Here is a 21,282-nt window from a genome sequence, read left to right on the forward strand (position 1 = left end):
TGGCCGGGCAGCCTATTTCGGGTTGGGCAAAGTGAGGGCGCAAAGCCACCTGAAGGCGATGTGTGTGAACCTGTTGAAGGCGGCCAACAGGATAGGTGTGCCTGTTGCTGCCTGAACAGGCAGGCAGAGACCTTTGCAAAACCCTCAGATGTGGATGCAGTTCAAGGCGTAGCAGCACAGCGAGTGCAGACATATCATACAGATAGGCAAACGAGCGAGCAGCGCACAACGCAGAAATGCGCCGCAGATGGGGGTTTTGCAAAGGTCTCAGGTAGTACGGAACCGATTCTGTTAACAAAATCGTTCTCTTTGAGCCAAAGCACTGCAACGCCGTAGTAAAAGTTAAGTGGATTGACTATATCACGCAAATATTTCCCACACCCACCCATAAAATACACAAGAACCCACTCAGAAATTAATATCAACTTTCAAATAAAAAATCCCACGACTATTGTCGTGGGATTTTTTTATTTTTCACTTAGCGTTTTTTACCTGTTACTGTAGCAACAGCCAAATTGGCATTACGTTTCAGGGCAACGCTTTCAACGCCTTCCGGAAGTTTGATATCCGACAAATGCAGAATGTCGCCTGCCACAACATTGCCACAATCCAATTCCAACGCAGCAGGAATATCTTTAGGCAGAGCGATAACTTCCACAGTCGTATTCAACAGTGAAACTCGACCGCCTTGCAATTTTACAGCTTGGGAAATTTCTGCGTTCACTACATGCAAAGGTACACGGATACGCAGGGGCTTGGCTGCATCAACCACTTGGAAATCGATGTGTTGAACTTCTTGACGGAAAGGGTGGATTTGGAAATCGCGCACGATCACATCTTGGGTTTTGCCGTCAAGAGTCAATTTGATCAGAGCAGTATGGAAAGATTCTTTTTCCAAAGCATAGAACACTGTTTTGTGATCAACCGCAATTGCTACAGGCTCTTGGTTCTCACCGTACAATACGGCAGGGGTTTTACCTTCACGACGCAGGCGGCGGCTCGCACCAGTGCCCTGTGCTTCGCGAACGGTAGCTTGAATTTCGTATGACATAATTAAAAAACTCCAAAATAAATAAAATTAACTGCAATCGGCCGCGACCAGCCCAAAGCAGCTCACGTTAAGGCAGAAATACACTGCCGTTGGTTAACACATCTTCATTGAAAAGATATGAAACAGATTCTTCGTTGCTGATACGTCGCACGGTTTCGGCCAACAGTCCGGCAATCGTTACCTGACGGATACGTTCGCATTGCTGTGCAGACGCAGACAAAGGAATGGTATCCGTTACCACAACCTGATCTATATCTGAAGAGTCGATTCGGGATACCGCCTCTCCGGAGAATACCGGATGGGTAGCATAAGCCAACACTCTGGAAGCACCTCTGGCTTTCAAGGCCGAAGCGGCTTTACATAAAGTATTCGCGGTATCAATCATATCATCGACAATCAAACAGGTACGGTCTTGAACATCACCGATAATGTTCATTACTTCCGCCACATTGGCTTTGGGGCGGCGTTTGTCGATAATCGCCAAATCGGCATTCAGTACTTTGGCTACCGCCCGTGCACGAACGACACCGCCGATATCGGGGCTTACCACTGTCAGATTGTCGATACGCTGACGCTGGATATCGTTAATCAAAATGGGCGTAGCGTAAATATTGTCTACCGGAATATCAAAAAAACCTTGAATTTGATCGGCATGCAGATCAACAGTCAACACCCTGTCGATACCTGCGGAATAAAGCATATTGGCAACCAGTTTGGCAGAAATCGGAACGCGCACGGAACGGGGGCGGCGATCTTGGCGGGCATAGCCGAAATAAGGAATCGCTGCTGTAATGCGCCCCGCTGATGCACGCTTCAAGGCATCGGCCATGGTAAGGATTTCCATCAAGTTGTCGTTGGTGGGTGCACAGGTAGGCTGAAGAATGAAAACATCACGCCCGCGCACATTTTCCAGAAGCTCTACTGCCACTTCTCCATCAGAGAATTTGCTCACAGAGGCATTTCCTAAAGAAATGTCTAGATGTTTGACCACTTTTTGCGCCAATTCGGGATTGGCATTACCGGTAAAAACCATCAAACTGTCATATGCAGCCATATCTTCGTCACCTGGATGTGTATTGGGGTTGTGCTCGGAAAACATTATTGCTTCCTTCTGCTTTTGGCCGGCCAGCCGAAGCGGTTATTATACGCGCCAACGGTCAACCATCAAAGCCCCTTCTTTAATTCTTGATATTTTTTCAGACGGCCCTAGACTTTGTTGCGTTAAAGTCTGCTCAAAGCCTCTTAAATGAAAACCTTCTCACAAAATAAAAAGCGTGCAAGTAAACTCACACGCTTTTTTATTGGCTGGGGAGGAAGGATTCGAACCTTCGCATGCTGGAATCAAAATCCAGTGTCTTAACCACTTGACGACTCCCCAATGAGGGGTTGGCTGGGGAGGAAGGATTCGAACCTTCGCATGCTGGAATCAAAATCCAGTGTCTTAACCACTTGACGACTCCCCAACACAATCAACTGTTAACTATTCAGCAGCGGATGAGCATCTAAGCTTTTCACACAATATGCTTCATAGTGTTTTGAAACTTTGCTTAAGGCTGAGTTTGCATTTTCTTCGCTGTCAAAAGCGATGAATAAACAGGCGCCGGAACCGGTCATTAAAGGTTTGCCTATTTTTTCCAGCAACTGATAAGCCTTCAAGACTTCAGGATACTCCTGAAACACAACCGCCTGCATATCATTTCTGAAAGGTTGCAGCGATTGGAAAGTCGGCATTATGCTGGGTTGGGAATCCCGTGTCAAGCGTTCGTGTGAAAAAATCGCAGCCGTGCTGACGTGAACCGGTGGTTTTACTACAACAAACCATTGTTGGGGAAGGTCAATTTGCGTGAGTTGCTCGCCTATGCCTTTGGCAAAAGCGTTACGTCCGAAAATAAAAAACGGCACGTCTGCACCGAGTTTGACGCCTATATCTATCAACTCCGGCGTGGTCAAACCGCATTGCCACAAGCTGTTGAGGGCGATCAATACCGTTGCCGCATCGGAACTGCCTCCTCCCAAGCCCCCGCCCATGGGAATACGTTTATCCAACCAAATATCCACGCCTTTTAGGCCGTCTGAATAAGGCTGCAAAGCGGCAGCGGCCCGATAGGTTAAATCCGTTTCGGGCGGCACGTTCTGCAACGGGGTGTGCAAGATGATTTTGCCGTCGTTGCGGGGGGCAAGATAAACCGTGTCTTGCAGATCAATCAAACAGAAAATGCTTTCCAAGCAGTGATATCCGTTTTCCAAGCGGCCGGTGATGCGCAAATCCAAGTTCAATTTGGCGGGTGCGGGATAAGCTGTGGCATGGTTCGGAACAATGGCCTGCGTCATAATTTTCCTTCAATCCATTGATTGATTTTATTGTTTATCTTGCTGCGCATTGGGTTGCGGCATCGGCATTGCGGGCGTATTCCATTTGGTCGAACACCAGCCTCAATGTTAATCGGCTGCTTTCCAATAACAGGATTTTCGGCGTGCCGTCTGTATTGAGGGAACGGGTAATCGTCCATTCAAATTGCTGCAAACGTCCGTCGGGCAACAGTTGGTACGGTGCGTTGGCAACCCATTGGCCGTTGGCCCAAACATGCAGGTATTGTACGGGCAGCGCGAAGCCTAATAGTTGCTCGCTTAATTGCTTCGGGGTGGCTGCTTGATATTTTTTTCCTTTGCTGTCTACGGCCAGCACGCCTTGTTGGTCTTGACAGAGTTGGCCGATGGTATTGCCCAGCGGGGTGTTGACATCAATTGTTTGGACTTGGTTTTGGTACGTCCAGTCGAAATTGGCATACGAGCCTTTTTCGTTCATTTTGACGGCCAAGCGGCCGTCGGCGGCAAAATCGGGAATATCGGTTTGTGCGCGCCAGCTTTCTTTGCCCGCCATGTGGGGTTGGGCGCACGCAGCCAGCATCAGCAAGGCTGCAACGGGGAATAAGGGTTTGAAGCGATTGTATTTCATAGATTGCCTTGAGAGTGGATATTCAAACGGCCGTTTATTCAAGCCGATGTAAATCTGACATTGAGGCCGTCTGAAATAAAGGTTTTCAGACGGCCTGCTTCTTTATTTTTTCTTGGCTTTGGCACGTTTTGCTTTTTCGGGAAGCTGCACACCGAACCGTTGCAGGGTTTTTCTCAGCACGGCATGGTTGCGGTCTTTATCCAACCCTTGCTGCCAAACGGTTTTGGCTTTTTCCTGCTGGCCGAGCTTCCAGAATACTTCGCCTAAATGTGCGGCTACTTCAGGATCCGGAAACTGTTCAAATGCGTATTCGAGATAGGGCAATGCGGCTTGGGCATCGCCTTTCAGGTAATATGCCCATCCCAAACTGTCGTTGATGGCGGCGGACTCGGGTTCCTGCTGATAGGCCGCCTGAATCAGTTTGAATGCTTCTTCGACATCGTATTTCGGCAAGGAAAACATGGTGTAGCCAAGGGCATTCATGCCTATTGCGCTGTCCGGATTAAGCTCGAGATAACGGCGCAGGTCGGTTACGGCTTTTTCGGGGCGGTTGAGTTTGTCGGCATAAAGCATGGCGCGCTGGTAAAGGATATCCGACAGCCGCTCTTTGCCGTCGGGCTGTTTTTCGGCATCTGCGGCCAAAGCATTCAATTCGGACAGTGCTTCTTGCGGGCTGTTGTGCTTGCTCAATGCAAACAGATAAACGCGCTGGATATCGCTCATGCCGAAAAACCGCCCCTGTTTTTCAGGCAGTTTTTGTGCGCGGCGCGCTTCTGCCAAAGCATTGCGGCCATTGCCCTGCTCGGCTTCGATGGAGGCTTTCAATACGGCTTTATCGAAGTTAAATTCGGGCGAGGTAATGCGCTCCACCCATGATTTGGCTTGTTTGAAATCTTTTACATCTGCATAACGCATGGCACCGATCACGGCCGCCCTGCTCTTTTGTTCGCTGGTGCCGATACGGTAGGCTCTGTCGAGATAGTTGCCGACTACGGAAATATCGTCTTCGCGCGTTACCGACAAAATGGCGGCCTGAATATACAGATCGGCATTCGGGTTTTCGTTTAACAAGGTTTGCAGACGTTGATAGGCTTTGTCATGCTGGCCGTCTGCAATCAATCCGCTGATTTCCAATTCCTGCCATACGGGGGAAAGTTTGGCGGTGTCGGTTTCTGCAAAAAAACGGCGCAAGACTTTGGGGCTGTGTTGGGCAACCAGCCTCAGGGTGATTTCGGTAGGCGGTAGAATATCGGTATCCAGCTTGGCCAGATTTTGCAAAGCCTGAACGGCATCGCGTTCCCGCCCTCTTTGGGCGCTTAAAATCAGATCGGCAATAGCTGCTTCGGGCTTATCGGCATGTTTTTTCGCGGCTTTGTGCACTTCTTTTCCGGCCTTCTCCGCCAAAGAAGCATGTTGCAGGCTCATTTGAGCAAGCAGCAGGAAAATACGGCGGGTTTGCTCTTCGTTCGCACGCTCGAGTACGGCTTCCAAGCCTTTGGCTGCGGCTTCCGACTTGCCGTTGATTAAATCGAGCGTCCACGCCATCCGTTTTTGGGCATCTCCCGGCACCGGTTCGATTTCGCGCCATATTTGGTAAATCTGACCGGCCTGTTGATAGGCGCGCAGTGCCACAGCCATTTCTACCGCACGCTCTGCCACCACCGGGTCTTTGGTGCGGTTGAGCATCACGATATAGGTGGCCAATGCCGTGCCCGGATCGCCTTTCTGCACCGCCATTTCGCCGCCCAACAGGGTAAAGAGATGGTTGGCACGCTCAACAATGGCCGAACGGCGTTCGTATTCCGAAGCACGCTCTTCGGGCGTATATTGGCTTTTTCTTGCCACCACAGACTTCACCGACTGTTCGGGCTGCTTCGACGCCTCTGCCTGTGCATAAGCCTGACCGGCAAACACAGCCATTACGGCAAGTGCCGCAAAACGCATGCGTTTTTTTCCCAAAAACATAAAACTTTCCTTCGATATGTGCAGGATCAGGCACATGATTTCAGACGGCCTGTATCCTGAAAAACAGATGTGCGATACTTTATCACAAGCATGGAGCTTTGTTGACATTGCAGAAATCATAATTACATATGTAAAGTTATCTGCCGCAACATTTAAACAGGCCGGATACGCAACCGCACATCGAAGCGGTTTCACACCGGCCGCCAAACAGATATATCATGCGGAAACGGCTTGTTTTAGGGCGCGCAACCGGAAGGCTTGAGAAGCGACAGACAATCAACTTATTTTTCACACAAGACAGCAACGCCGCAGTATCAAGTTAAGTCGGTTGACTATAAAATCGGCTGTGAACATACCGCCGCAATGCTTTCTAACGACACGCCCCCCAAATAACGAGGCCGTCTGAACACAATACGCAGGTGCACACATGACCCAATCCGAACTTGCCGGTTTTTTACAACAAGCCGCACATTACCCCGCCGACGCAGGCAAGCGGCGCAATGCCTTGTTTGCGCAAACCGCCACGCGCGAAGCCGCCGTTTTGCTGGGCATGGTCTGCCGCGACAGCCAATGGCAGATTCTGCTTACCCGCCGCAATGCCGCCCTACCCGAACATGCGGGGCAGATTGCGCTGGCAGGCGGCAGAAAAGATGCTACCGACACCAACCTTACCCACACCGCTTTGCGCGAAACAGCCGAAGAAACCGGCATCGGCGCCGAGCATTGGCAAACCTTTCCGCACTTCCAACCTTATTACACGCCTTCGGGCTACATTGTTTCTCCCGTGCCCGCGTTATGTGCCGGCAATCCGCCCACCTTCCCCAATGCGGCGGAAGTGGAAGAAATTTTTTACCTGCCTCTCTCCGTGGCACTCGACACCCGCGCGTATGAAACCCGAACGCTCAACTACAACGGCAACCGCCTCAACACCCCCGCCCTGCCTTATCTGCACTACGACATTTGGGGGCTGACTGCGATGATTCTGTATGATTTGGCCGACCGCTACCGGCAACACCGGCAGGCTTCGGGGGCTTGCGGATTGCCGTTTTAAAACGTGAAATTAGGTTCACACAGCAATCAGGCCGTCTGAAAATAATTTTTCAGACGGCCTGATACTTTGCAAAACCTTTAAGATGCGGATGCAGCTCAAGGTGTATAGTCAAACGAGCGAGCAGCGCACAATGCAGAAATGCGCCGCATATAGGTGATTTGAAAAGGTTTAGACCCTGTTTACATCACCATCACGCTTCGCCCAACAGCTGTTCACGCGTCAGCAGGAACACGAAGCCGTCGCCGCCGCTGGTTTCCAGCCAAGTGAACGGCAGTTCGGGATAGGCCGCTTCCAATACATCGCGGTTGTGGCCGATTTCCACCAGCAGCACGCCTTTGGGGTTCAAAAACTTGGCGGCATGCAAAATAATCTCGCGGGTGGCATCGAGGCCGTCTGAACCGCTGCCCAATGCCAGCTCGGGTTCGTGCAGATATTCCTGCGGCAGGGCTTCCACCGATTCGGCATCAACATAAGGCGGATTCGACACGATTAAATCGTAAGTGCCTTCCAAGCCTTCAAACAAATCGGTGTGAATCAGATTGATGCGCTCTTCCAAGCCGTAGTCTTCCACGTTGATGGCGGCCACTTCCAAAGCGTCGAGGCTCAAATCGACCGCGTCGATTTCGGCAGCCGGATAATGATAGGCCATCTGAACCGCCAAACAGCCGCTGCCCGTGCATAAATCCAAAGCGCGGTGAACCAGCTCTTCATGCTCTATCCACGGCGCAAGCGGCTCGCCCAAAAGTTCGTAGATAAACGAACGCGGCACAATCACGCGCTCGTCCACATAAAAATCAAAATCGCCCTGCCAAGCCTGATTGGTTAAATAAGCCACGGGCACACGTTCGGTAACGCGCTTTTCAATCAAGCCCAATACTTCTTCTTTTTCGCTGTCGAGCAGCTTGGCATCGAGATACGGTTCGAGCATATCCAGCGGCAGGCTCAGGGTATGCAGAATCAGATAGGCGGCCTCGTCGTGGGCATTGTCGCTGCCGTGTCCGAAATGCAGGCCGGCTTCGTTAAAACGGCTGACGGCAAAGCGCAAAATATCGCGCACGGTAGAAAGTTGTTCGGCGGCTTGGGTAAACATCATGTGGTTGCTTTCAATTTAACAGTTTTGCTTAGGCAGGTCGGCCGTTTCAGACGGCCTTTGCTGCCCGCACGTTACAGTTCGATACCTTTGAGCTTGGCTACGGTGTTAATGTCTTTGTCGCCGCGACCGGACAAGTTGACCAAAATCACTTGGTCTTTGCCCATCTTCGGCGCTTCGGCCACCGCCCACGCCAGCGCGTGGCTGCTTTCCAGCGCAGGGATAATGCCTTCGTAGCGGCACAGCAAATCAAAGGCTTCCAGTGCGGCATTGTCGTTGGCGGCATGGTATTCGACGCGACCGAGGTCAGCCAAATGGCTGTGTTCGGGGCCGATGCCCGGGTAGTCCAAACCGGCGGATACCGAATGGGTGCCGACCACTTGGCCGTGTTCGTCCTGCATCAGATAGCTGCGGAAACCGTGCAGCACGCCGATCGGGGCTTTGCTGGTAATCGGCGCGGCATGTTCGTCGGTATCCACGCCTTTGCCGCCCGCTTCCACGCCGACCAAACGCACGTTTTTTTCGCCGAGATAGGGATAAAACAAGCCGATGGCGTTGGAGCCGCCGCCCACACAGGCCACAGCCGCATCGGGCTGGCGGCCGATGGCTTCAAGCATCTGCTCTTTGGCTTCGTTGCCGATCACGCATTGGAAATCGCGCACCATTTCGGGATAAGGCGCAGGGCCGGCGGCGGTGCCGATGATGTAGAACGTGTCGTCCACCCGCGCCACCCATTCGCGCATGGCTTCGTTCATGGCATCTTTCAACGTGCGCGAACCGCTGTCGACACTCACCACGTTCGCCCCCAACAGCTTCATGCGGAACACGTTCGGCGCTTGGCGTTGGATGTCGTCCGCGCCCATATAAACGTGGCACTCCATGCCGAAACGCGCGGCCACCGTAGCACTCGCCACGCCGTGCTGCCCCGCGCCGGTTTCGGCAATCACGCGTTTTTTGCCCATACGCTTGGCCAGCAAGGCCTGACCAATGGTGTTGTTCACTTTATGCGCGCCGGTGTGGTTGAGGTCTTCGCGCTTGAGCCAGATTTGCGCCCCGCCGAGCTTTTCGCTCAAACGCGCGGCATGGTAAACCGGGCTGGGACGGCCGACGTAATGTTTCAAATCGTGGCGGAACGCTTCCCAAAAAGCCGGATCGTTTTTAGCTTCGCGGTAGGCTTCGGCCAATTCTTGCAAGGCGGGAATCAGGGTTTCGGAAACATATACGCCGCCGTGTTCGCCGAAAAAGCCTTGTTCGTTGGGCGCTTGGTAGTCTGCCATTATTTTGTCCTTTTCTTTTCTCTTATTTTTTCAGACGGCCTCTGCAAGCATACAGTAGAAATAAATGTTCAGCCGTCTGTTTAATTACAGTCTGCAAGTTTGAACGGCTGCTAAAAATGCCGCTATTTTATCGTGATCTTTAATGCCGCCCGAAACTTCCACCCCGCCGGACACATCCACTGCCGCCGCGCCGCTGACACGCACGGCTTCGGCTACATTCTCCGGCGTGAGGCCGCCTGCCAAAACCCACGGTTTATCAAGCTGTTTCGGCAATAACATCCAATCAAACTGCTGCCCCGTGCCGCCGTATTCGGTCGGATGATACGCATCAAACAGCAAGGCGCGGGCGTTGGGAAACTGCGCGCAGGCCGTCTGAATATCTTCTGCATGCCGCACCCGCACGGCTTTTAAATAAGGCCGTCTGAACTGAGCGCAAAAGGCATCGTCTTCATCGCCGTGAAACTGAATCACATCCACCGGCACCTGCGCCAAAATATCGTGGATGCGCGCGGCATCTTCGTTCACAAACAGAGCCACTACGCTCACAAACGGCGGCAACACGCGCACGATTTCTTGTGCTTGGGCCACGGTTATGCGGCGTTTGCTTTTTTCGTAAAACACCAAACCGACCGCATCGGCACCGGCTCGGGCGGCGGCAAGGGCGTCTTCGGGGCGGGTGATTCCGCAGATTTTCACTCGGATGTTCATGATGGTTTTCCGGTATGGTATCAAGCGTTGAAACGGTTATGTGCGCAGAGGCCGTCTGAAAACACGGTAACGGCACGCCCTGATGTTTAACCGAAAAAGCCCATTTTTACTTCAATCAGTTTTTCCAGTTCGCGCAATACGCGGCGGCGCGATACGAAAAAGATGATGTGGTCGCCGTCGGCCATTTCGGCGTCTTCTTTATGCCCCATGATTACTTGGTTGTCGCGCACAAGAGCGGCGAAATGGCAGCCTTGCGGCCATTTGATCTCGGAAACGCGGCGGCCTACCAGCGCAGACGTGTGTTTGTCGCCGTGTACCACCACTTCGATGGCCTCTGCGGTGCCGCGCCGCAGCGGATGCACCGCCACCACATCGCCGCGGCGGATGTGCGCCAAAATCGAGCCGATGGTAATCAGGTGCGGCGACACGACGATGTCGATTTTGTTGCCTTCGAGCAAATCTACATAGCTGGAGCGGTTCACAATCGAAATCACGCGCTTGGCACCGAGATTTTTGGCCAGCAGGCTCGACATGATGTTGTTTTCGTCGTCGTTCGTCAATGCGCAGAATACGTCGATTTCGTCGATATATTCGGCTTCGAGCAGGGTTTCGTCGGAAGCCGAACCTTGCAGCACTAGGGCATTGTCGAGATGTTCGGCCAACCATTCGGCGCGCGGCTGGTTGAATTCGATGATTTTGATGTCGTACTGGTTTTCGAGCTGCTTGGCCAAGCGGTAACCGATATTGCCGCCGCCGGCAATCATAATGCGGCGGTTTTGCTGCTCGCGCGGGCGCAATTCGCGCATGATGGCGGCCACGTCTTCGGTGGCGGCTACAAAGAACACTTCGTCGCCTTCGATAATCACGGTTTTGGCCGAAGGCACGATCAGATGGTTGTTGCGGTAGATGGCGCAGATTTGGCAGTCGACACCTTCGGGAAGGTGCTTGTTGATTTGGGAAATTTCTCTGTTGACCAACAGCCCGCCTTTACGCGCCTGCACAATCACCATTCGTGCTCTGTCGTTGGCAAACCGCAGCACCTGCAAAGCACTGGTGTAGCTGATCAGGCCGACCAGCCGCTCGGTAACCAGCTGTTCGGGGCTGATGGATTCGGTAATGTCAAAGAGCGAAAGGCTGTTGTCGTATTCATTGCTGCCGGGCGCGCGGTATTCCAGATAATCGGTGGAACGCACACGGGCGATGCGGCCGGGAATGTTAAACAAACCGGCTGCCATTTTACAGGCCACGATATTGGTTTCGTCGCTGCGGGTCAGCGCCAGCATCAGGTCGGCATCGGCCGCACCGGCGCGCTCCAACACCAGCGGCGATGCGCCGTTGCCGAGCACGGTTTGAACGTCTAAACGGCTGCCGATATTGTGCAGGGCGTTTTCGTCTATATCGATGATGGTGACGTCGTTACCGGGTATGGAGGCAAGGTTGTGGGCAACGGTAGAACCTACCTGCCCGCTGCCGAGTATGAGTATTTTCACGTTGCGGATGTCGGTTAAAGCAAAGTGTGTATTCTAAACTAAAGCCGCAGCAAGCCGATAGGCCGTCTGAAATTTATGATGCAATAAAGCGGAATTTACTTTTCAGACGGCCTCGACACGGGCATTCGGCCGAAATCGCCGGCACAGGCGTTTTAACTGAAAACACCGCCGCAACGAAGCGTTGAACAGGTTAAGGCTTCAACGGCCATACAGCTTTACCGCAGCCTGTGCCCGCGTGCGCCAATCTTCCTGCCCGCCTTCTGCCAAAATCCGGCAGCACGCTTCGCTCAAAAGCAACCGCTTACGGCGTTCCAGAGCAGCCATGCGGTGCAAAGTATGCGGCAGTTCTCGCGCGGCGAAAGGGTTCAGACGGCCTGCCTCGGCCGCCCAATCTTGCACGGCTTGGATAACGGCGGTATGGATTTGCGCTTCCGAGAGGCCGTCTGAAACGGGCTTAAACCATCCCAACCATGCAGCAGCTTCCAACCACAATACGGCAGCATCGGGCGACAAGGTTTCGTTCTAAACCAATGCGTATAAATCGGCGTGCAAACGCTCGCGCTCATCGGGCGGCAGCGCGGCGGCGGAAGACAGCAAATGCTCCAACAGAGCCTGATGTACGGGCTGCGGCAAAGGGTGGCGGCTCAAGCGTCGGTAAAACGCGAAACGCAAAGGAAAAGCCGTTTCCCACACTTGTTCAGCCACACGAGCCGATGCCTGCGGGGCAAACAAGCAGGCCAACACCACCAACAGGCGTTCGCCGTCGCCTTCCGCGCTCAACCAATGTCTCGGCGCAATACGCGCCAACTCATCCGCCCGGCCTGCCGATTCGGGGTCAAAAGCGCGAATCGCTTCGGCGGTTTGCCGGCTGAGGTGTTTTTGTTGGTATTCTGCTTCGGCCGCTGAAAAATCACTGCGGCCGCCTGAAAGATAAGCCGCTGAAGATGCGAAGAAAAAATCGGTGCGCACCGATTGGGCTTCACGGATTTCTTTCTTCCAGCGACGGGCTTTAAACGGGCTGAGCCGCTCGATGCGCAGATAAATATCGGGGTGCGTGGCCGCCAGTTTGTCGAAAATATCGGCCTCATGCACGCCTTCAAACATAAAGTGGGCATATTCCGCAGCATAAGGCGACGTTAACCTTCTATGGGAAGCCACCGCCACTTTATATAAAGCCGAAGCCAAACCGTCGCTTTGGCGCGTAAACTGAACGGCGGAAGCGTCTGCCAAAAACTCGCGCTGCCTGCTGATGGCCGCCTGAATCCAGCTTGCGGCCAACGAACCCACAAAGCCCAAACACAGCAACACTACGCCCAAAAACATGGTCGGCAGGCCGCGGCTTTCGCCGCTGCGCAACGAAGACCCGGTATCGCCGTGCATAAAAAAATGGCCGAGGCTGGTTATCATCTGCAAACCGTACAGGCAGCCGCACAACTGCATATTGCGGCGCATATCGCCGTTAAGAATATGGCTGAATTCATGCGCCACTACCGCCTGCAACTCATTGCGGTCGAAACCTTGAACCGCACCGCGGGTAATACCGATAACGGCATCATTCTCGCTCATGCCTGCCGCAAAAGCATTCAGGCTCAAATCGGGCAGCACATACACCTTAGGCATACGCACGCCCGAAGCAATGGCCATTTCTTCCACCACATTCAGCAAACGCCGTTCGGCCAAACCCGCTTTGCCGCGCGTTATCCGCATGCCGCCCAAAGCTTCGGCAACCACATGGCCGCCTGCCGAAAGCTGGCGCAAACGCACCCATCCCGCGCCTATGATAACCGCCGAAATGGCTGCGAACACCACAATAAAAATGGTTTTGCTGTACCCGATGCCGGAACCTTCGGAAGGCGGCACGATGTAGAACGAACAGATAAGCGCGGTAACATAAGCAGTCAAGCCGGCCACCGACATCACGGCCAAAGCATACAGGCACAAAAGCCCGCTGCTGATGCGGCGGGCGTCTTTCTGATATTGACGGAAACGCATAATCAGGCTGCTCAACGGCGCAATTCAATCTGCGGCGCACGGCTGATTACCGCATGGTCGTCAAATTGCAGCATGGCCGCGTTGTGCCGGTGTCCGAAAAAATCGGCCAACAACGATGCCGGGAAGGTTTCGCGGGCGTTATTGTAGGCCAGCACCGCATCGTTATAGGCTTGGCGCGCAAACGCTACACGGTTTTCCGCACCGGCCAACTCTTCGGTTAACGCTTGCACCGAACGGTTGGCCTGCAACTCGGGATATGCCTCCACCGTCACGCTCAACTGGCGCAAAGCGGCGCTCAACTGATGTTCGCCCGCCGCCAATGAAAGAATATCCACCGTGTTTTCATCTGCCCTGCCGACGGCAGCCGATTCCAACAACCCCGCCGCATGGTTGCGCGCCTGAATCACCGCTTCCAGCGTTTGGCTTTCGTGTTCCAAATAGGCCCGCGTGCTTTCCACCAGATTCGGAATCAAATCATGCCTGCGCTTGAGCTGTACTTGGATTTGTGCAAACGCATTGCGGTATTCGTTACGCGCACGCACCAAACGGTTGTAAATCACGATCGGCAGCACCACCAGCACGCCCATCAACACCAGCAAAACCAACCAACTCATCACATACCTCTTCACATGTCATATTATGTGAGACCTTTGCAAAACCCTCAGATGCGGATGCAGTTCAAGGCGTAGCAGCACAGCGAGTGCAGACATATCATACAGATAGGCAAACGAGCGAGCAGCGCACAACGCAGAAATGCGCCGCAGATGGGGGTTTTGCAAAGGTCTCATGTGTTTATATTATCAGGATATTGCAGGCAATGATAGAAAGAATCCTGCCGGCATACCGCTTTCAAAGCCAATCAATAAACAGGCCGTCTGAAAACGAATTTCAGACGGCCTGCATCATGGTTTACCGATAATCGGCTTCACTCTCTGAAAAGCTGAACTTAAGGCGCAGGTTTGGCAACGGCTGTTGCGCCTACCACACCCTGCCATTCTTTATCTCTCTGTTCCGAAAAAGCACGACCGTTTAATACGCTGCCGTTTTTGCCGTATAAGCCGCCGATAAAATGCCCGTCGGGCACCACTTTCGTGCTTTCGTTACTCAAAAACATCAGATTTCCGGCTACGTTACCGCGCTCATCCACATTCACAAAAGCAGGGCTTTTGGGCGTTCTGTCTTGATGCAGTTTCCACACACCGTCTTCGCGCGAAGTAATGGTCATCTTCAACGTTTTATCCATACCAGAATACACGGCCTCGACATCCGCCTCAGAAGGCTTGTTAGGGTAAGCTTTGTATTGATACAGCATTTTGCCGTTGTAGGTAATGTTTTCAAGCCCTACCGGACGCTTCATCAAAGTCGGATCGGCATATTGCATAAAGTAATGGTGATCAACCGCATACTGTTCACGGTTATCGTCCAGCCTCTGTTCGGCCACACGGGCATAACCGTAGTAGCCGACCAATGCCCCTTCGATATCGCGCAATGTTTCTATTTGGGGTTGGCCGGTGAAATGATGAGGCTGAATAATGTCGAGTTCGATTTTTTTCGAGCCTTCATTGAATATCATTTTAAAGAAACCGTCTGTTATCAAACTACCTTTAGCATATGGAACTAAGCGGGAAAATACTTCCTGATCCGAAGGACGGGCTTCTGCTTGAGGCTCAGAATTGTCGGTTTTCGGCAATTCAGGCGGAAGCTCTTGCTTAGGTTCTTGCTTAGGCTCCTGTTCAGGCTCTTGTTTGGGTTTCTGTTCAGGCTCTTGTTTGGGTTCCTGTTCAGGCTGTTGTTTGGGCTCTTGCTTAGGCTCTTGCTTAGACTCCTGTTTAGGCTCTTGTTTGGATTCTTGTTTAGGCTCTTGTTCGGGCTCTTGTTTAGCTTCTTGTTTAGGTTGAGATCCTTCATTAGAAGAATTTTGCCCGTCTAAATCCTGAGATTTGTCAGCCGATTCTTTCTTCGCGCCGTGAGCCTCCGGTTGCGGCTTAGACACGGCAACAGGTGCTTTATGGCTGCTGCTTCCGCAAGCCGCGAGTACACATGCAGCAATGATAGTGAGCGTAACGTTTGATTTCATGGTAGGTATTTCCTTATTGTTATGATCGAAAAGTTTTGCCGGACACAAGCTTTGCTTTGTCCGGCATGGGTTCTGACAGTTATGTCGACCGCTATATTATCATATTAACGGCTCTTGATTTGAATAAACTTAACCCCCGAGCGGATTACATTACATCCAGCGTTTCAATGCCCAGCAATTCCAAACCTTGTTTCAGGGTTGCGCCGGTTAATTTGGCCAACTGCAACCGGGTATTGCGGGCCTCGCCTTGCGCTTTCAGAATCGGGCAGGCTTCGTAAAAACGGCTGAACAGGGTGGCTACTTGGTAGAGATAGCCGGCCAAATAATGCGGGTGGGAAGTATCGGCGGCAGACTGCAACACGTCTTCAAATTTCAGCAATTCAACGGCAAGCTGTTTTTCCAACGGTTCGGTCAACACCGGCGCGGCGGTTTCGTCCCACTCCCCTGCTTTGCGGAACACGCTTTGTACGCGGGTGTAGGCGTATTGCAGGTAAGGCGCGGTATTGCCTTCGAAACTGAGCATGTTGTCCCAATCGAACACATAATCGCTGGCGCGGTTTTTGCTCAAGTCGGCGTATTTGACCGCGCCGATGCCGACGGTACGGCCGATGGCTTTGGCTTCGTTTTCAGCCAATTCGGCATTTTTGCTCTTTACCAACTCTGTTGCACGCTCAACCGCTTCGTTGAGCAAATCCACCAGCTTCACGGTATCGCCGCTGCGGGTTTTGAACGGCTTGCCGTCTTTGCCCATCATGGTGCCGAAGCCGATAAATTCTGCCTGTACGTTTTCGGGCAGGTAGCCCGCTTTACGAGAAACGGTAAACAATTGCTCGAAATGCAGTTTTTGGCGGTGGTCAACCACATACAGCAAACGGTCGGCTTGAAGTGTGCCTACACGGTAACGCATACAGGCCAAATCGGTGCTGGCATAGAGAAAACCGCCGCCTTGTTTTTGCACGATAAAGGCAGCCGGATCGCCGTCTTGGTTTTTAAATTCGTCTAAAAACACCACTTTGGCACCGTCGTCGTCCACAGCCAAACCTTTAGCGCTCAAATCATCGACTACGGCCCGCAAATCTTCGTTGTAAATCGATTCTCCGGCCACATCGTCGGGCGTGAGCAGCAAGCCCAGCGTGTCGTAAACATTTTGTGCGTGCTTCAGAGAAATCTCGACAAACTGCTTCCACAAAGCCAAAACGTGCTCATCACCGCCTTGCAGCTTCACCACATATTCGCGGGCGGTGTCGGCAAATGCCGCGTCTTCGTCGAAGCGCACTTTGGCATTGCGGTAAAACTGTTCCAAATCGGCCAGCTCAAACTCGGCGTTGTCTTGTTGTTGTTCCACCATATAGGCAACCAACATGCCGAACTGCGTGCCCCAATCGCCCACATGGTTTTGACGGACAACCTTGTGGCCTAAAAAGCCGAGAATGCGGGCGATGCTGTCGCCGATGATGCTGGAGCGCAAATGGCCGACGTGCATTTCTTTGGCCAAGTTGGGCGAAGAATAATCGATCACGACGGTTTGTTTGCGTTCCGCTTCTTGTACACCCAAACGTGCAGTGTCGGCCAAAGCTTTTTGCAGGCCGTCTGAAAGAAAGGCAGGGGCAATGCGCAGGTTGATGAAGCCCGGGCCGGCGACTTCGGCGCTTTCAATCACGCTGCTGCCGGATAAAGCATCGGCCACTTTTTGCGCCAGCTCGCGCGGGTTTTGTTTGGCCTGCTTGGCGGCACCCATCACGCCGTTGATTTGAAAATCGCCGAAATCGGCATTTTTAGCAGGCTGTAAAATCACGGGGGCACCGGCGATACCGGCCGCGGCAAAGGCTTGTTCCGCTTCGCGGGATACGGTTTGATGTAGATTCATGTAGATGCTCTGTTTTGAATGTATTAAGTGTAAGCATGTGATCGGTCGCTTGCGGAACGGTTTATTAGAACAATCCGCAGGGGCAAGACAAAACACTGCAAGATTGGACATCCCACGGGGCTTTTAAACGCGGCAAATAAATATAGTTGTGGATATTGATCCGAAAACCGCCGCAATGCCGACGAACAACATGCTTTAAAGGCCGTCTGAAACGGCCTGATTCGGAATGGGCTTATTTTAAAAGAAATCGGCTTGGTAAAAAATCTTTTTCTGTTTCGGCAGATGATTCGGCGTGTTGCGGTGTTGATTGATCACGATGATGCAGGGCAACGCGATTTCAAAGCAACAGGCCGAGACCTTTGCAAGGGGTTAGCAAAAATCTCAGGCCGTCTGAACGGTTAGTTTCAGACGGCCATGCGGATACGCCGACTTTATCTTCTCTTGCGGCCGCCGTCGTTATCCGACCAAATACCGCCGCGCTCGTTATCGTTGTCTTTATCGTCGAACATGCCTGCCAATTTGGAACCTATGCTGCCATTGTTTTTGCCGGTATCCATGCCGGCCTGCTTGATTTCGTCGGCAAACTGTTCCTCGCAGGGAATGCCGTCATGGTCGCCGTCCATCTTCACATTGGGGCAGTATTCTAAGAAATATTGCGCTTCGGCAAACGATTTCATTTGCGAGCAATGTGTGCGTCCGTCGCATTTGAAAGGGGAAGCGGCTTTCCTTTGCGCGGGAGATTCCACGCCGTTGATTTGCTGTTTGGTATTGGTTTGCGCCGAAGCGGCTTTCCTTTGCGCGGGAGATTCCACCGCCCTTTTCCATGCTTCGCGTTCGGCCATCATTTTGTCGGCCACTTGATCGACCATTACGCCCGTTACGCGGTGTTCGGCCTGATAATCCTGCCAACGGCTCAAGCCGTAATAGCCGGCCGCACCCAACAGGGGAATGCCCACCAAAGCAGCCACCATACCTTTCAACCAAAGCGACAGGTTTTTAGGCGAGTCTTCTTCCGTTTCGATATCCACCGCAACGGGCTTGCGGCGGCGGTTGGTGTATTCGATATTTTTGGCTTCTTCCGTGCCGTGGCTGTTGCTGACAATGTCGAACGACACGGTTTCGCCGTCGCGCGGGGGCGGATTTTCGGTTTCAAATTCACCGATATGGGCAAAGATTTCAGATTTGGTTTGTTCTTCTTTAATGAATCCGAAGCCGAGCTCGTAGTCCCAGCGCATAATGGTTCCGTGATAGCGCATGCTTTCCCTTTTTTAGCTTGTAATCTTGTGGTTATGCAATTGCTATATTTTAAAAGAAACTGTTGCGAAATACATCTTTTTTTTATGTTTGTAAGGCTTAAACGGCGTTTTTTCAGACGGCCTTGACAAACTTATTGAAAAGATTAATATAAAATCACTACATAAGATAACAAAACGCTACAAATCCAATCATGTCTGCCATCGAGATTACCCCCATCAGCGAATCGGCATTGGTTTGCGTGCTGCCGCCGCCCGCCGCGCCGGAAAAACAGCAGCGTTTGTGGGCATTTGCCGATGCCGTGCAAAATCTGCCCGAAACGGCTGAGGCCGTTACCGGCATGAACAATCTGACGGTATTTCTCCGCCCCGATGCAGACCTGACCGCATGCACGCACACCTTGCTTGAGATATGGCAGTCAACCGCCGCCCGCCGGAAAAAAGGCCGCCACATCGATATCCCCGTTTGTTACGGCGGCGAATACGGTGCCGATCTGCATGAAGTTGCCGCATTTCACCGCACCACGCCGCAGGAAATCGTCCGACGCCACACCGAACCGGTTTACACCGTGTTTATGATGGGTTTCCAACCCGGCTTTCCCTATTTGGGCGGGCTGCCCGAACATCTGCACACGCCACGCCGCGCCGTGCCGCGCACCGAAGTGCCTGCCGGCTCGGTGGGCATAGGCGGCAGCCAAACCGGCGTTTATCCTTTTGCCTCGCCCGGCGGCTGGCAGCTGATCGGGCGCACGGAAATATCTTTGTTTCAGACGGCCTCATACCCGCCCACCCTGCTTCAGGCGGGAGACACGGTGCGTTTTGTTGCCGAAAAGGTTTGCCTATGATGCATGTTATCCAAGCGCCCGCTTTGGCACATATTCAAGACTTGGGCCGCTTCGGTTTGCGGCGTTTCGGTGTCGGACATGCCGGAGCGATGGATACGCTTTCGCTGCGCGCGGGCAATCTGCTGCTGTGCAATCCCGAAAACGCAGCAGCCGTAGAAATCACGCTCGGCGGTTTGACCGTGTCTTTTGAACACGATACGCCGTTCTGCATCACCGGCGCAGTGTACGAAGCCGAACTCGACGGCGAACCGGTTTATTCTTATTGGCGTTATACCGCACGGCGCGGGCAAACGCTGAAACTCGTGCGTGCCGTGCAGGGCATGTACGGCTACTTGTGCGTATACGGCGGCTTTAACGTGCCCGAAGTGCTGGGTTCGCGCAGCACCGATTTAAGAGCGGCTTTCGGCGGTTTCGCAGGCCGCAGGCTTCAGGAAGGCGACAGCATTCCGCTCAACATCCGCAGTGCCGAAGCCAAACGCATCGGCATTGCCCCGCCCACACCGTCGCACCGCATCCGTGCCGTGCCTTCTTCCGAATATCATGCGTTTACGCGCCGTTCGCATTCCCTGCTGTGGCAAAATGCTTGGACACTGCAAAGCAACAGCAACCGCATGGGCTACCGTTTTGAAGGCGCGCAGCTGGCTACTGCCGAGCCGTTGGAAATGCTTTCCCACGCCGTTCAGTTCGGCACAATACAGGTACCGCCGAACGGACAACCAATTATCTTGATGGCCGACGCGCAAACCACCGGCGGCTATCCCAAAATCGCCTCGGTCGTTGCCGCAGACTTAGGGCGTTTGGCACAAATCCGCTTCGGCAGCAAAATCTTTTTTCAGACGGCCTCCATACAAGACGCCGCCAACCTGCTCAAACAAAACCAAACTTATCTCAACCAAATCAAAAGGATTGCGGAAAATGCACGTTGATTTAAACGCCGACTTAGCCGAAGGCTGCGGCAACGACCACGCCTTGATGCAGCGCATTTCGTCGGCCAACATTGCTTGTGCGCTCCATGCGGGCAATGCGGCTCAAATGCAGAAAGCCATCGCTTGGGCCAAACAATACGGCGTGCGCATCGGTGCGCATCCGGGCTATCCCGACCGCGAAAATTTCGGCCGCACCAACATGACTTTGCCCGAACAGGAATTGCGCGCCTATCTGCAATACCAGCTCGGTGCATTGCAGGCTTTGTGCGATGCGGCAGGCGTTCAGACGGCCTATGTCAAACCGCACGGTGCTTTGTATAACCAAGCCGCCGCCGATGCCGCGCTGGCCGCCATCGTGGCCGACACCGTGCGCCGCTTCAATCCCGAACTGAAACTGATGGCACTTTCCGGCAGCCTGTTGCTCGAAGCCGGGCAAGCCGCCGGTTTGGAAGTGATTTCGGAAGTATTTGCCGACCGCCGCTACCTGCCCGACGGCAAGCTCGTGCCGCGCACACGCACCGACGCCCAAGTGGACAGCGATGAAGAAGCCATCGCCCAAGTGTTGCAAATGGTTAAAGAAGGCACGGTAACGGCGGTGGACGGCAGCACGGTCAAAGTGTGCGCCGACAGTATCTGCCTGCACGGAGACGGCGCCCACGCGCTCGAGTTTGCCGACAAAATCACCCAAGCCTTAACAGCAAACCGCATCGGCATACAGGCCGTCTGAAAACAAT

21 protein-coding genes, 2 tRNA genes and 1 pseudogene are annotated in these 21,282 nt (G+C 53.1%); 6 read left to right on the plus strand and 18 right to left on the minus strand.

Translation table 11 applies throughout. The annotated features are described in order from the left end of the window. Nucleotides 1–115, plus strand: a pseudogene (locus AKG43_RS12710) (IS5/IS1182 family transposase); the annotation flags it as partial. Between the two features lie 363 nt (nucleotides 116–478). On the opposite strand, the gene AKG43_RS04055 reads toward AKG43_RS12710, so the two are convergent. From AKG43_RS04055 to AKG43_RS04085, 7 genes are all read right to left on the minus strand, one after another. Then, nucleotides 479–1,051 carry a 50S ribosomal protein L25/general stress protein Ctc gene (locus AKG43_RS04055; RefSeq protein WP_054599299.1) on the minus strand — a complete coding sequence of 191 codons (573 nt, stop codon included), beginning with the start codon at nucleotides 1,049–1,051 and terminating at the stop codon, nucleotides 479–481. A gap of 67 nt (nucleotides 1,052–1,118) precedes the next feature. Then, nucleotides 1,119–2,105 carry a ribose-phosphate pyrophosphokinase gene (locus AKG43_RS04060; RefSeq protein WP_125940116.1) on the minus strand — a complete coding sequence of 329 codons (987 nt, stop codon included), beginning with the start codon at nucleotides 2,103–2,105 and terminating at the stop codon, nucleotides 1,119–1,121. Between the two features lie 248 nt (nucleotides 2,106–2,353). Further along, a tRNA-Gln gene (locus AKG43_RS04065) sits at nucleotides 2,354–2,429 on the minus strand. Between the two features lie 9 nt (nucleotides 2,430–2,438). Next, a tRNA-Gln gene (locus AKG43_RS04070) sits at nucleotides 2,439–2,514 on the minus strand. Nucleotides 2,515–2,527: 13 nt separating this feature from the next. Continuing rightward, on the minus strand, nucleotides 2,528–3,382 hold the full coding sequence (gene ispE, locus AKG43_RS04075) for a 4-(cytidine 5'-diphospho)-2-C-methyl-D-erythritol kinase (RefSeq protein ID WP_054599301.1): 855 nt from the start codon (nucleotides 3,380–3,382) through the stop codon (nucleotides 2,528–2,530). A 34-nt stretch (nucleotides 3,383–3,416) separates the two neighbouring features. Beyond that, nucleotides 3,417–4,007, minus strand: coding sequence for a lipoprotein insertase outer membrane protein LolB (lolB, locus tag AKG43_RS04080; protein ID WP_054599302.1), 591 nt, complete (start codon nucleotides 4,005–4,007; stop codon nucleotides 3,417–3,419). Between the two features lie 102 nt (nucleotides 4,008–4,109). After that, entirely contained in the window at nucleotides 4,110–5,972 is a 1,863-nt protein-coding gene (locus tag AKG43_RS04085; protein ID WP_054599303.1) for a tetratricopeptide repeat protein, read from the minus strand. Nucleotides 5,973–6,006: 34 nt separating this feature from the next. Between AKG43_RS04085 and AKG43_RS04090 the strand changes: the two genes are divergently transcribed. Both AKG43_RS04090 and AKG43_RS04095 read left to right on the plus strand, forming a co-directional pair. After that, entirely contained in the window at nucleotides 6,007–6,234 is a 228-nt protein-coding gene (locus tag AKG43_RS04090) for a hypothetical protein (protein ID WP_054599304.1), read from the plus strand. Nucleotides 6,235–6,399: 165 nt separating this feature from the next. Next, nucleotides 6,400–7,023: a CoA pyrophosphatase gene (locus AKG43_RS04095; RefSeq protein ID WP_054599305.1), complete on the plus strand. Its 624-nt coding sequence runs from the start codon at nucleotides 6,400–6,402 to the stop codon at nucleotides 7,021–7,023. Nucleotides 7,024–7,213: 190 nt separating this feature from the next. Here AKG43_RS04095 and prmB read toward each other — a convergent pair whose 3' ends face one another. The 11 genes from prmB to AKG43_RS04145 form a co-directional block, all read right to left on the minus strand. Next, nucleotides 7,214–8,113, minus strand: a complete 900-nt coding sequence (prmB, locus tag AKG43_RS04100; RefSeq protein ID WP_054599306.1) for a 50S ribosomal protein L3 N(5)-glutamine methyltransferase — start codon at nucleotides 8,111–8,113, stop codon at nucleotides 7,214–7,216. 74 nt (nucleotides 8,114–8,187) lie between these two features. Next, a complete protein-coding gene (gene trpB, locus AKG43_RS04105; protein ID WP_054599307.1) occupies nucleotides 8,188–9,390 on the minus strand; it encodes a tryptophan synthase subunit beta in 1,203 nt (400 codons plus the stop codon). A gap of 84 nt (nucleotides 9,391–9,474) precedes the next feature. Continuing rightward, a complete protein-coding gene (locus tag AKG43_RS04110; RefSeq protein WP_054599308.1) occupies nucleotides 9,475–10,098 on the minus strand; it encodes a phosphoribosylanthranilate isomerase in 624 nt (207 codons plus the stop codon). An 86-nt stretch (nucleotides 10,099–10,184) separates the two neighbouring features. After that, nucleotides 10,185–11,588 carry a Trk system potassium transporter TrkA gene (gene trkA, locus AKG43_RS04115; protein ID WP_054599309.1) on the minus strand — a complete coding sequence of 468 codons (1,404 nt, stop codon included), beginning with the start codon at nucleotides 11,586–11,588 and terminating at the stop codon, nucleotides 10,185–10,187. A gap of 198 nt (nucleotides 11,589–11,786) precedes the next feature. After that, nucleotides 11,787–12,101 carry a hypothetical protein gene (locus AKG43_RS04120; protein WP_054599310.1) on the minus strand — a complete coding sequence of 105 codons (315 nt, stop codon included), beginning with the start codon at nucleotides 12,099–12,101 and terminating at the stop codon, nucleotides 11,787–11,789. A gap of 9 nt (nucleotides 12,102–12,110) precedes the next feature. Continuing rightward, complete coding sequence (locus tag AKG43_RS04125; RefSeq protein WP_054599311.1) at nucleotides 12,111–13,580, minus strand: M48 family metalloprotease; 1,470 nt, start codon at nucleotides 13,578–13,580, stop codon at nucleotides 12,111–12,113. An 11-nt stretch (nucleotides 13,581–13,591) separates the two neighbouring features. Then, nucleotides 13,592–14,194, minus strand: coding sequence for a LemA family protein (locus tag AKG43_RS04130; protein ID WP_054599312.1), 603 nt, complete (start codon nucleotides 14,192–14,194; stop codon nucleotides 13,592–13,594). Nucleotides 14,195–14,212: 18 nt separating this feature from the next. Continuing rightward, the gene (locus AKG43_RS13170; RefSeq protein ID WP_231718102.1) at nucleotides 14,213–14,359 is read right to left on the minus strand and encodes a lipoprotein signal peptidase; all 147 of its coding nucleotides are present in this window, start codon (nucleotides 14,357–14,359) and stop codon (nucleotides 14,213–14,215) included. 167 nt (nucleotides 14,360–14,526) lie between these two features. Continuing rightward, on the minus strand, nucleotides 14,527–15,657 hold the full coding sequence (locus AKG43_RS04135) for a hypothetical protein (RefSeq protein WP_054599313.1): 1,131 nt from the start codon (nucleotides 15,655–15,657) through the stop codon (nucleotides 14,527–14,529). A gap of 145 nt (nucleotides 15,658–15,802) precedes the next feature. Further along, entirely contained in the window at nucleotides 15,803–17,524 is a 1,722-nt protein-coding gene (gene argS / locus AKG43_RS04140; RefSeq protein ID WP_054599314.1) for an arginine--tRNA ligase, read from the minus strand. Between the two features lie 431 nt (nucleotides 17,525–17,955). After that, nucleotides 17,956–18,759, minus strand: coding sequence for an excalibur calcium-binding domain-containing protein (locus tag AKG43_RS04145; RefSeq protein WP_197273113.1), 804 nt, complete (start codon nucleotides 18,757–18,759; stop codon nucleotides 17,956–17,958). 212 nt (nucleotides 18,760–18,971) lie between these two features. Between AKG43_RS04145 and pxpB the strand changes: the two genes are divergently transcribed. Genes pxpB through pxpA form a run of 3 tightly spaced genes read left to right on the plus strand, consistent with a single transcriptional unit; the run spans nucleotide 18,972 to nucleotide 21,275 of the window. Further along, a complete protein-coding gene (pxpB, locus tag AKG43_RS04150; protein WP_054599316.1) occupies nucleotides 18,972–19,622 on the plus strand; it encodes a 5-oxoprolinase subunit PxpB in 651 nt (216 codons plus the stop codon). After that, nucleotides 19,619–20,548, plus strand: coding sequence for a biotin-dependent carboxyltransferase family protein (locus AKG43_RS04155; RefSeq protein WP_054599317.1), 930 nt, complete (start codon nucleotides 19,619–19,621; stop codon nucleotides 20,546–20,548). Before pxpB ends, AKG43_RS04155 begins: the two co-directional genes overlap by 4 nt. Continuing rightward, a complete protein-coding gene (gene pxpA, locus AKG43_RS04160; protein ID WP_054599318.1) occupies nucleotides 20,538–21,275 on the plus strand; it encodes a 5-oxoprolinase subunit PxpA in 738 nt (245 codons plus the stop codon). The genes AKG43_RS04155 and pxpA overlap by 11 nt, the downstream gene beginning before the upstream one ends. Nucleotides 21,276–21,282 lie beyond the last annotated feature (7 nt).

Source organism: Neisseria sp. 74A18 (genome assembly GCF_001308005.1).
GTDB classification, from domain to species: domain Bacteria; phylum Pseudomonadota; class Gammaproteobacteria; order Burkholderiales; family Neisseriaceae; genus Neisseria; species Neisseria dumasiana.

Excerpts from the sequence above, each read along its gene's own strand:
- AKG43_RS04055 (WP_054599299.1), bottom strand. The coding sequence starts at position 1,051 with ATGTCATACGAAATTCAAGCTACCGTTCGCGAAGCACAGGGCACTGGT.
- AKG43_RS04060 (WP_125940116.1), bottom strand. The coding sequence starts at position 2,105 with ATGGCTGCATATGACAGTTTGATGGTTTTTACCGGTAATGCCAATCCC.
- ispE (WP_054599301.1), bottom strand. The coding sequence starts at position 3,382 with ATGACGCAGGCCATTGTTCCGAACCATGCCACAGCTTATCCCGCACCC.
- lolB (WP_054599302.1), bottom strand. The coding sequence starts at position 4,007 with ATGAAATACAATCGCTTCAAACCCTTATTCCCCGTTGCAGCCTTGCTG.
- AKG43_RS04085 (WP_054599303.1), bottom strand. The coding sequence starts at position 5,972 with ATGTTTTTGGGAAAAAAACGCATGCGTTTTGCGGCACTTGCCGTAATG.
- AKG43_RS04090 (WP_054599304.1), top strand. The coding sequence starts at position 6,007 with ATGATTTCAGACGGCCTGTATCCTGAAAAACAGATGTGCGATACTTTA.
- AKG43_RS04095 (WP_054599305.1), top strand. The coding sequence starts at position 6,400 with ATGACCCAATCCGAACTTGCCGGTTTTTTACAACAAGCCGCACATTAC.
- prmB (WP_054599306.1), bottom strand. The coding sequence starts at position 8,113 with ATGTTTACCCAAGCCGCCGAACAACTTTCTACCGTGCGCGATATTTTG.
- trpB (WP_054599307.1), bottom strand. The coding sequence starts at position 9,390 with ATGGCAGACTACCAAGCGCCCAACGAACAAGGCTTTTTCGGCGAACAC.
- AKG43_RS04110 (WP_054599308.1), bottom strand. The coding sequence starts at position 10,098 with ATGAACATCCGAGTGAAAATCTGCGGAATCACCCGCCCCGAAGACGCC.
- AKG43_RS04125 (WP_054599311.1), bottom strand. The coding sequence starts at position 13,580 with ATGCGTTTCCGTCAATATCAGAAAGACGCCCGCCGCATCAGCAGCGGG.
- AKG43_RS04130 (WP_054599312.1), bottom strand. The coding sequence starts at position 14,194 with ATGAGTTGGTTGGTTTTGCTGGTGTTGATGGGCGTGCTGGTGGTGCTG.
- AKG43_RS04135 (WP_054599313.1), bottom strand. The coding sequence starts at position 15,657 with ATGAAATCAAACGTTACGCTCACTATCATTGCTGCATGTGTACTCGCG.
- argS (WP_054599314.1), bottom strand. The coding sequence starts at position 17,524 with ATGAATCTACATCAAACCGTATCCCGCGAAGCGGAACAAGCCTTTGCC.
- AKG43_RS04145 (WP_197273113.1), bottom strand. The coding sequence starts at position 18,759 with ATGCGCTGGGACTACGAGCTCGGCTTCGGATTCATTAAAGAAGAACAA.
- pxpB (WP_054599316.1), top strand. The coding sequence starts at position 18,972 with ATGTCTGCCATCGAGATTACCCCCATCAGCGAATCGGCATTGGTTTGC.
- AKG43_RS04155 (WP_054599317.1), top strand. The coding sequence starts at position 19,619 with ATGATGCATGTTATCCAAGCGCCCGCTTTGGCACATATTCAAGACTTG.
- pxpA (WP_054599318.1), top strand. The coding sequence starts at position 20,538 with ATGCACGTTGATTTAAACGCCGACTTAGCCGAAGGCTGCGGCAACGAC.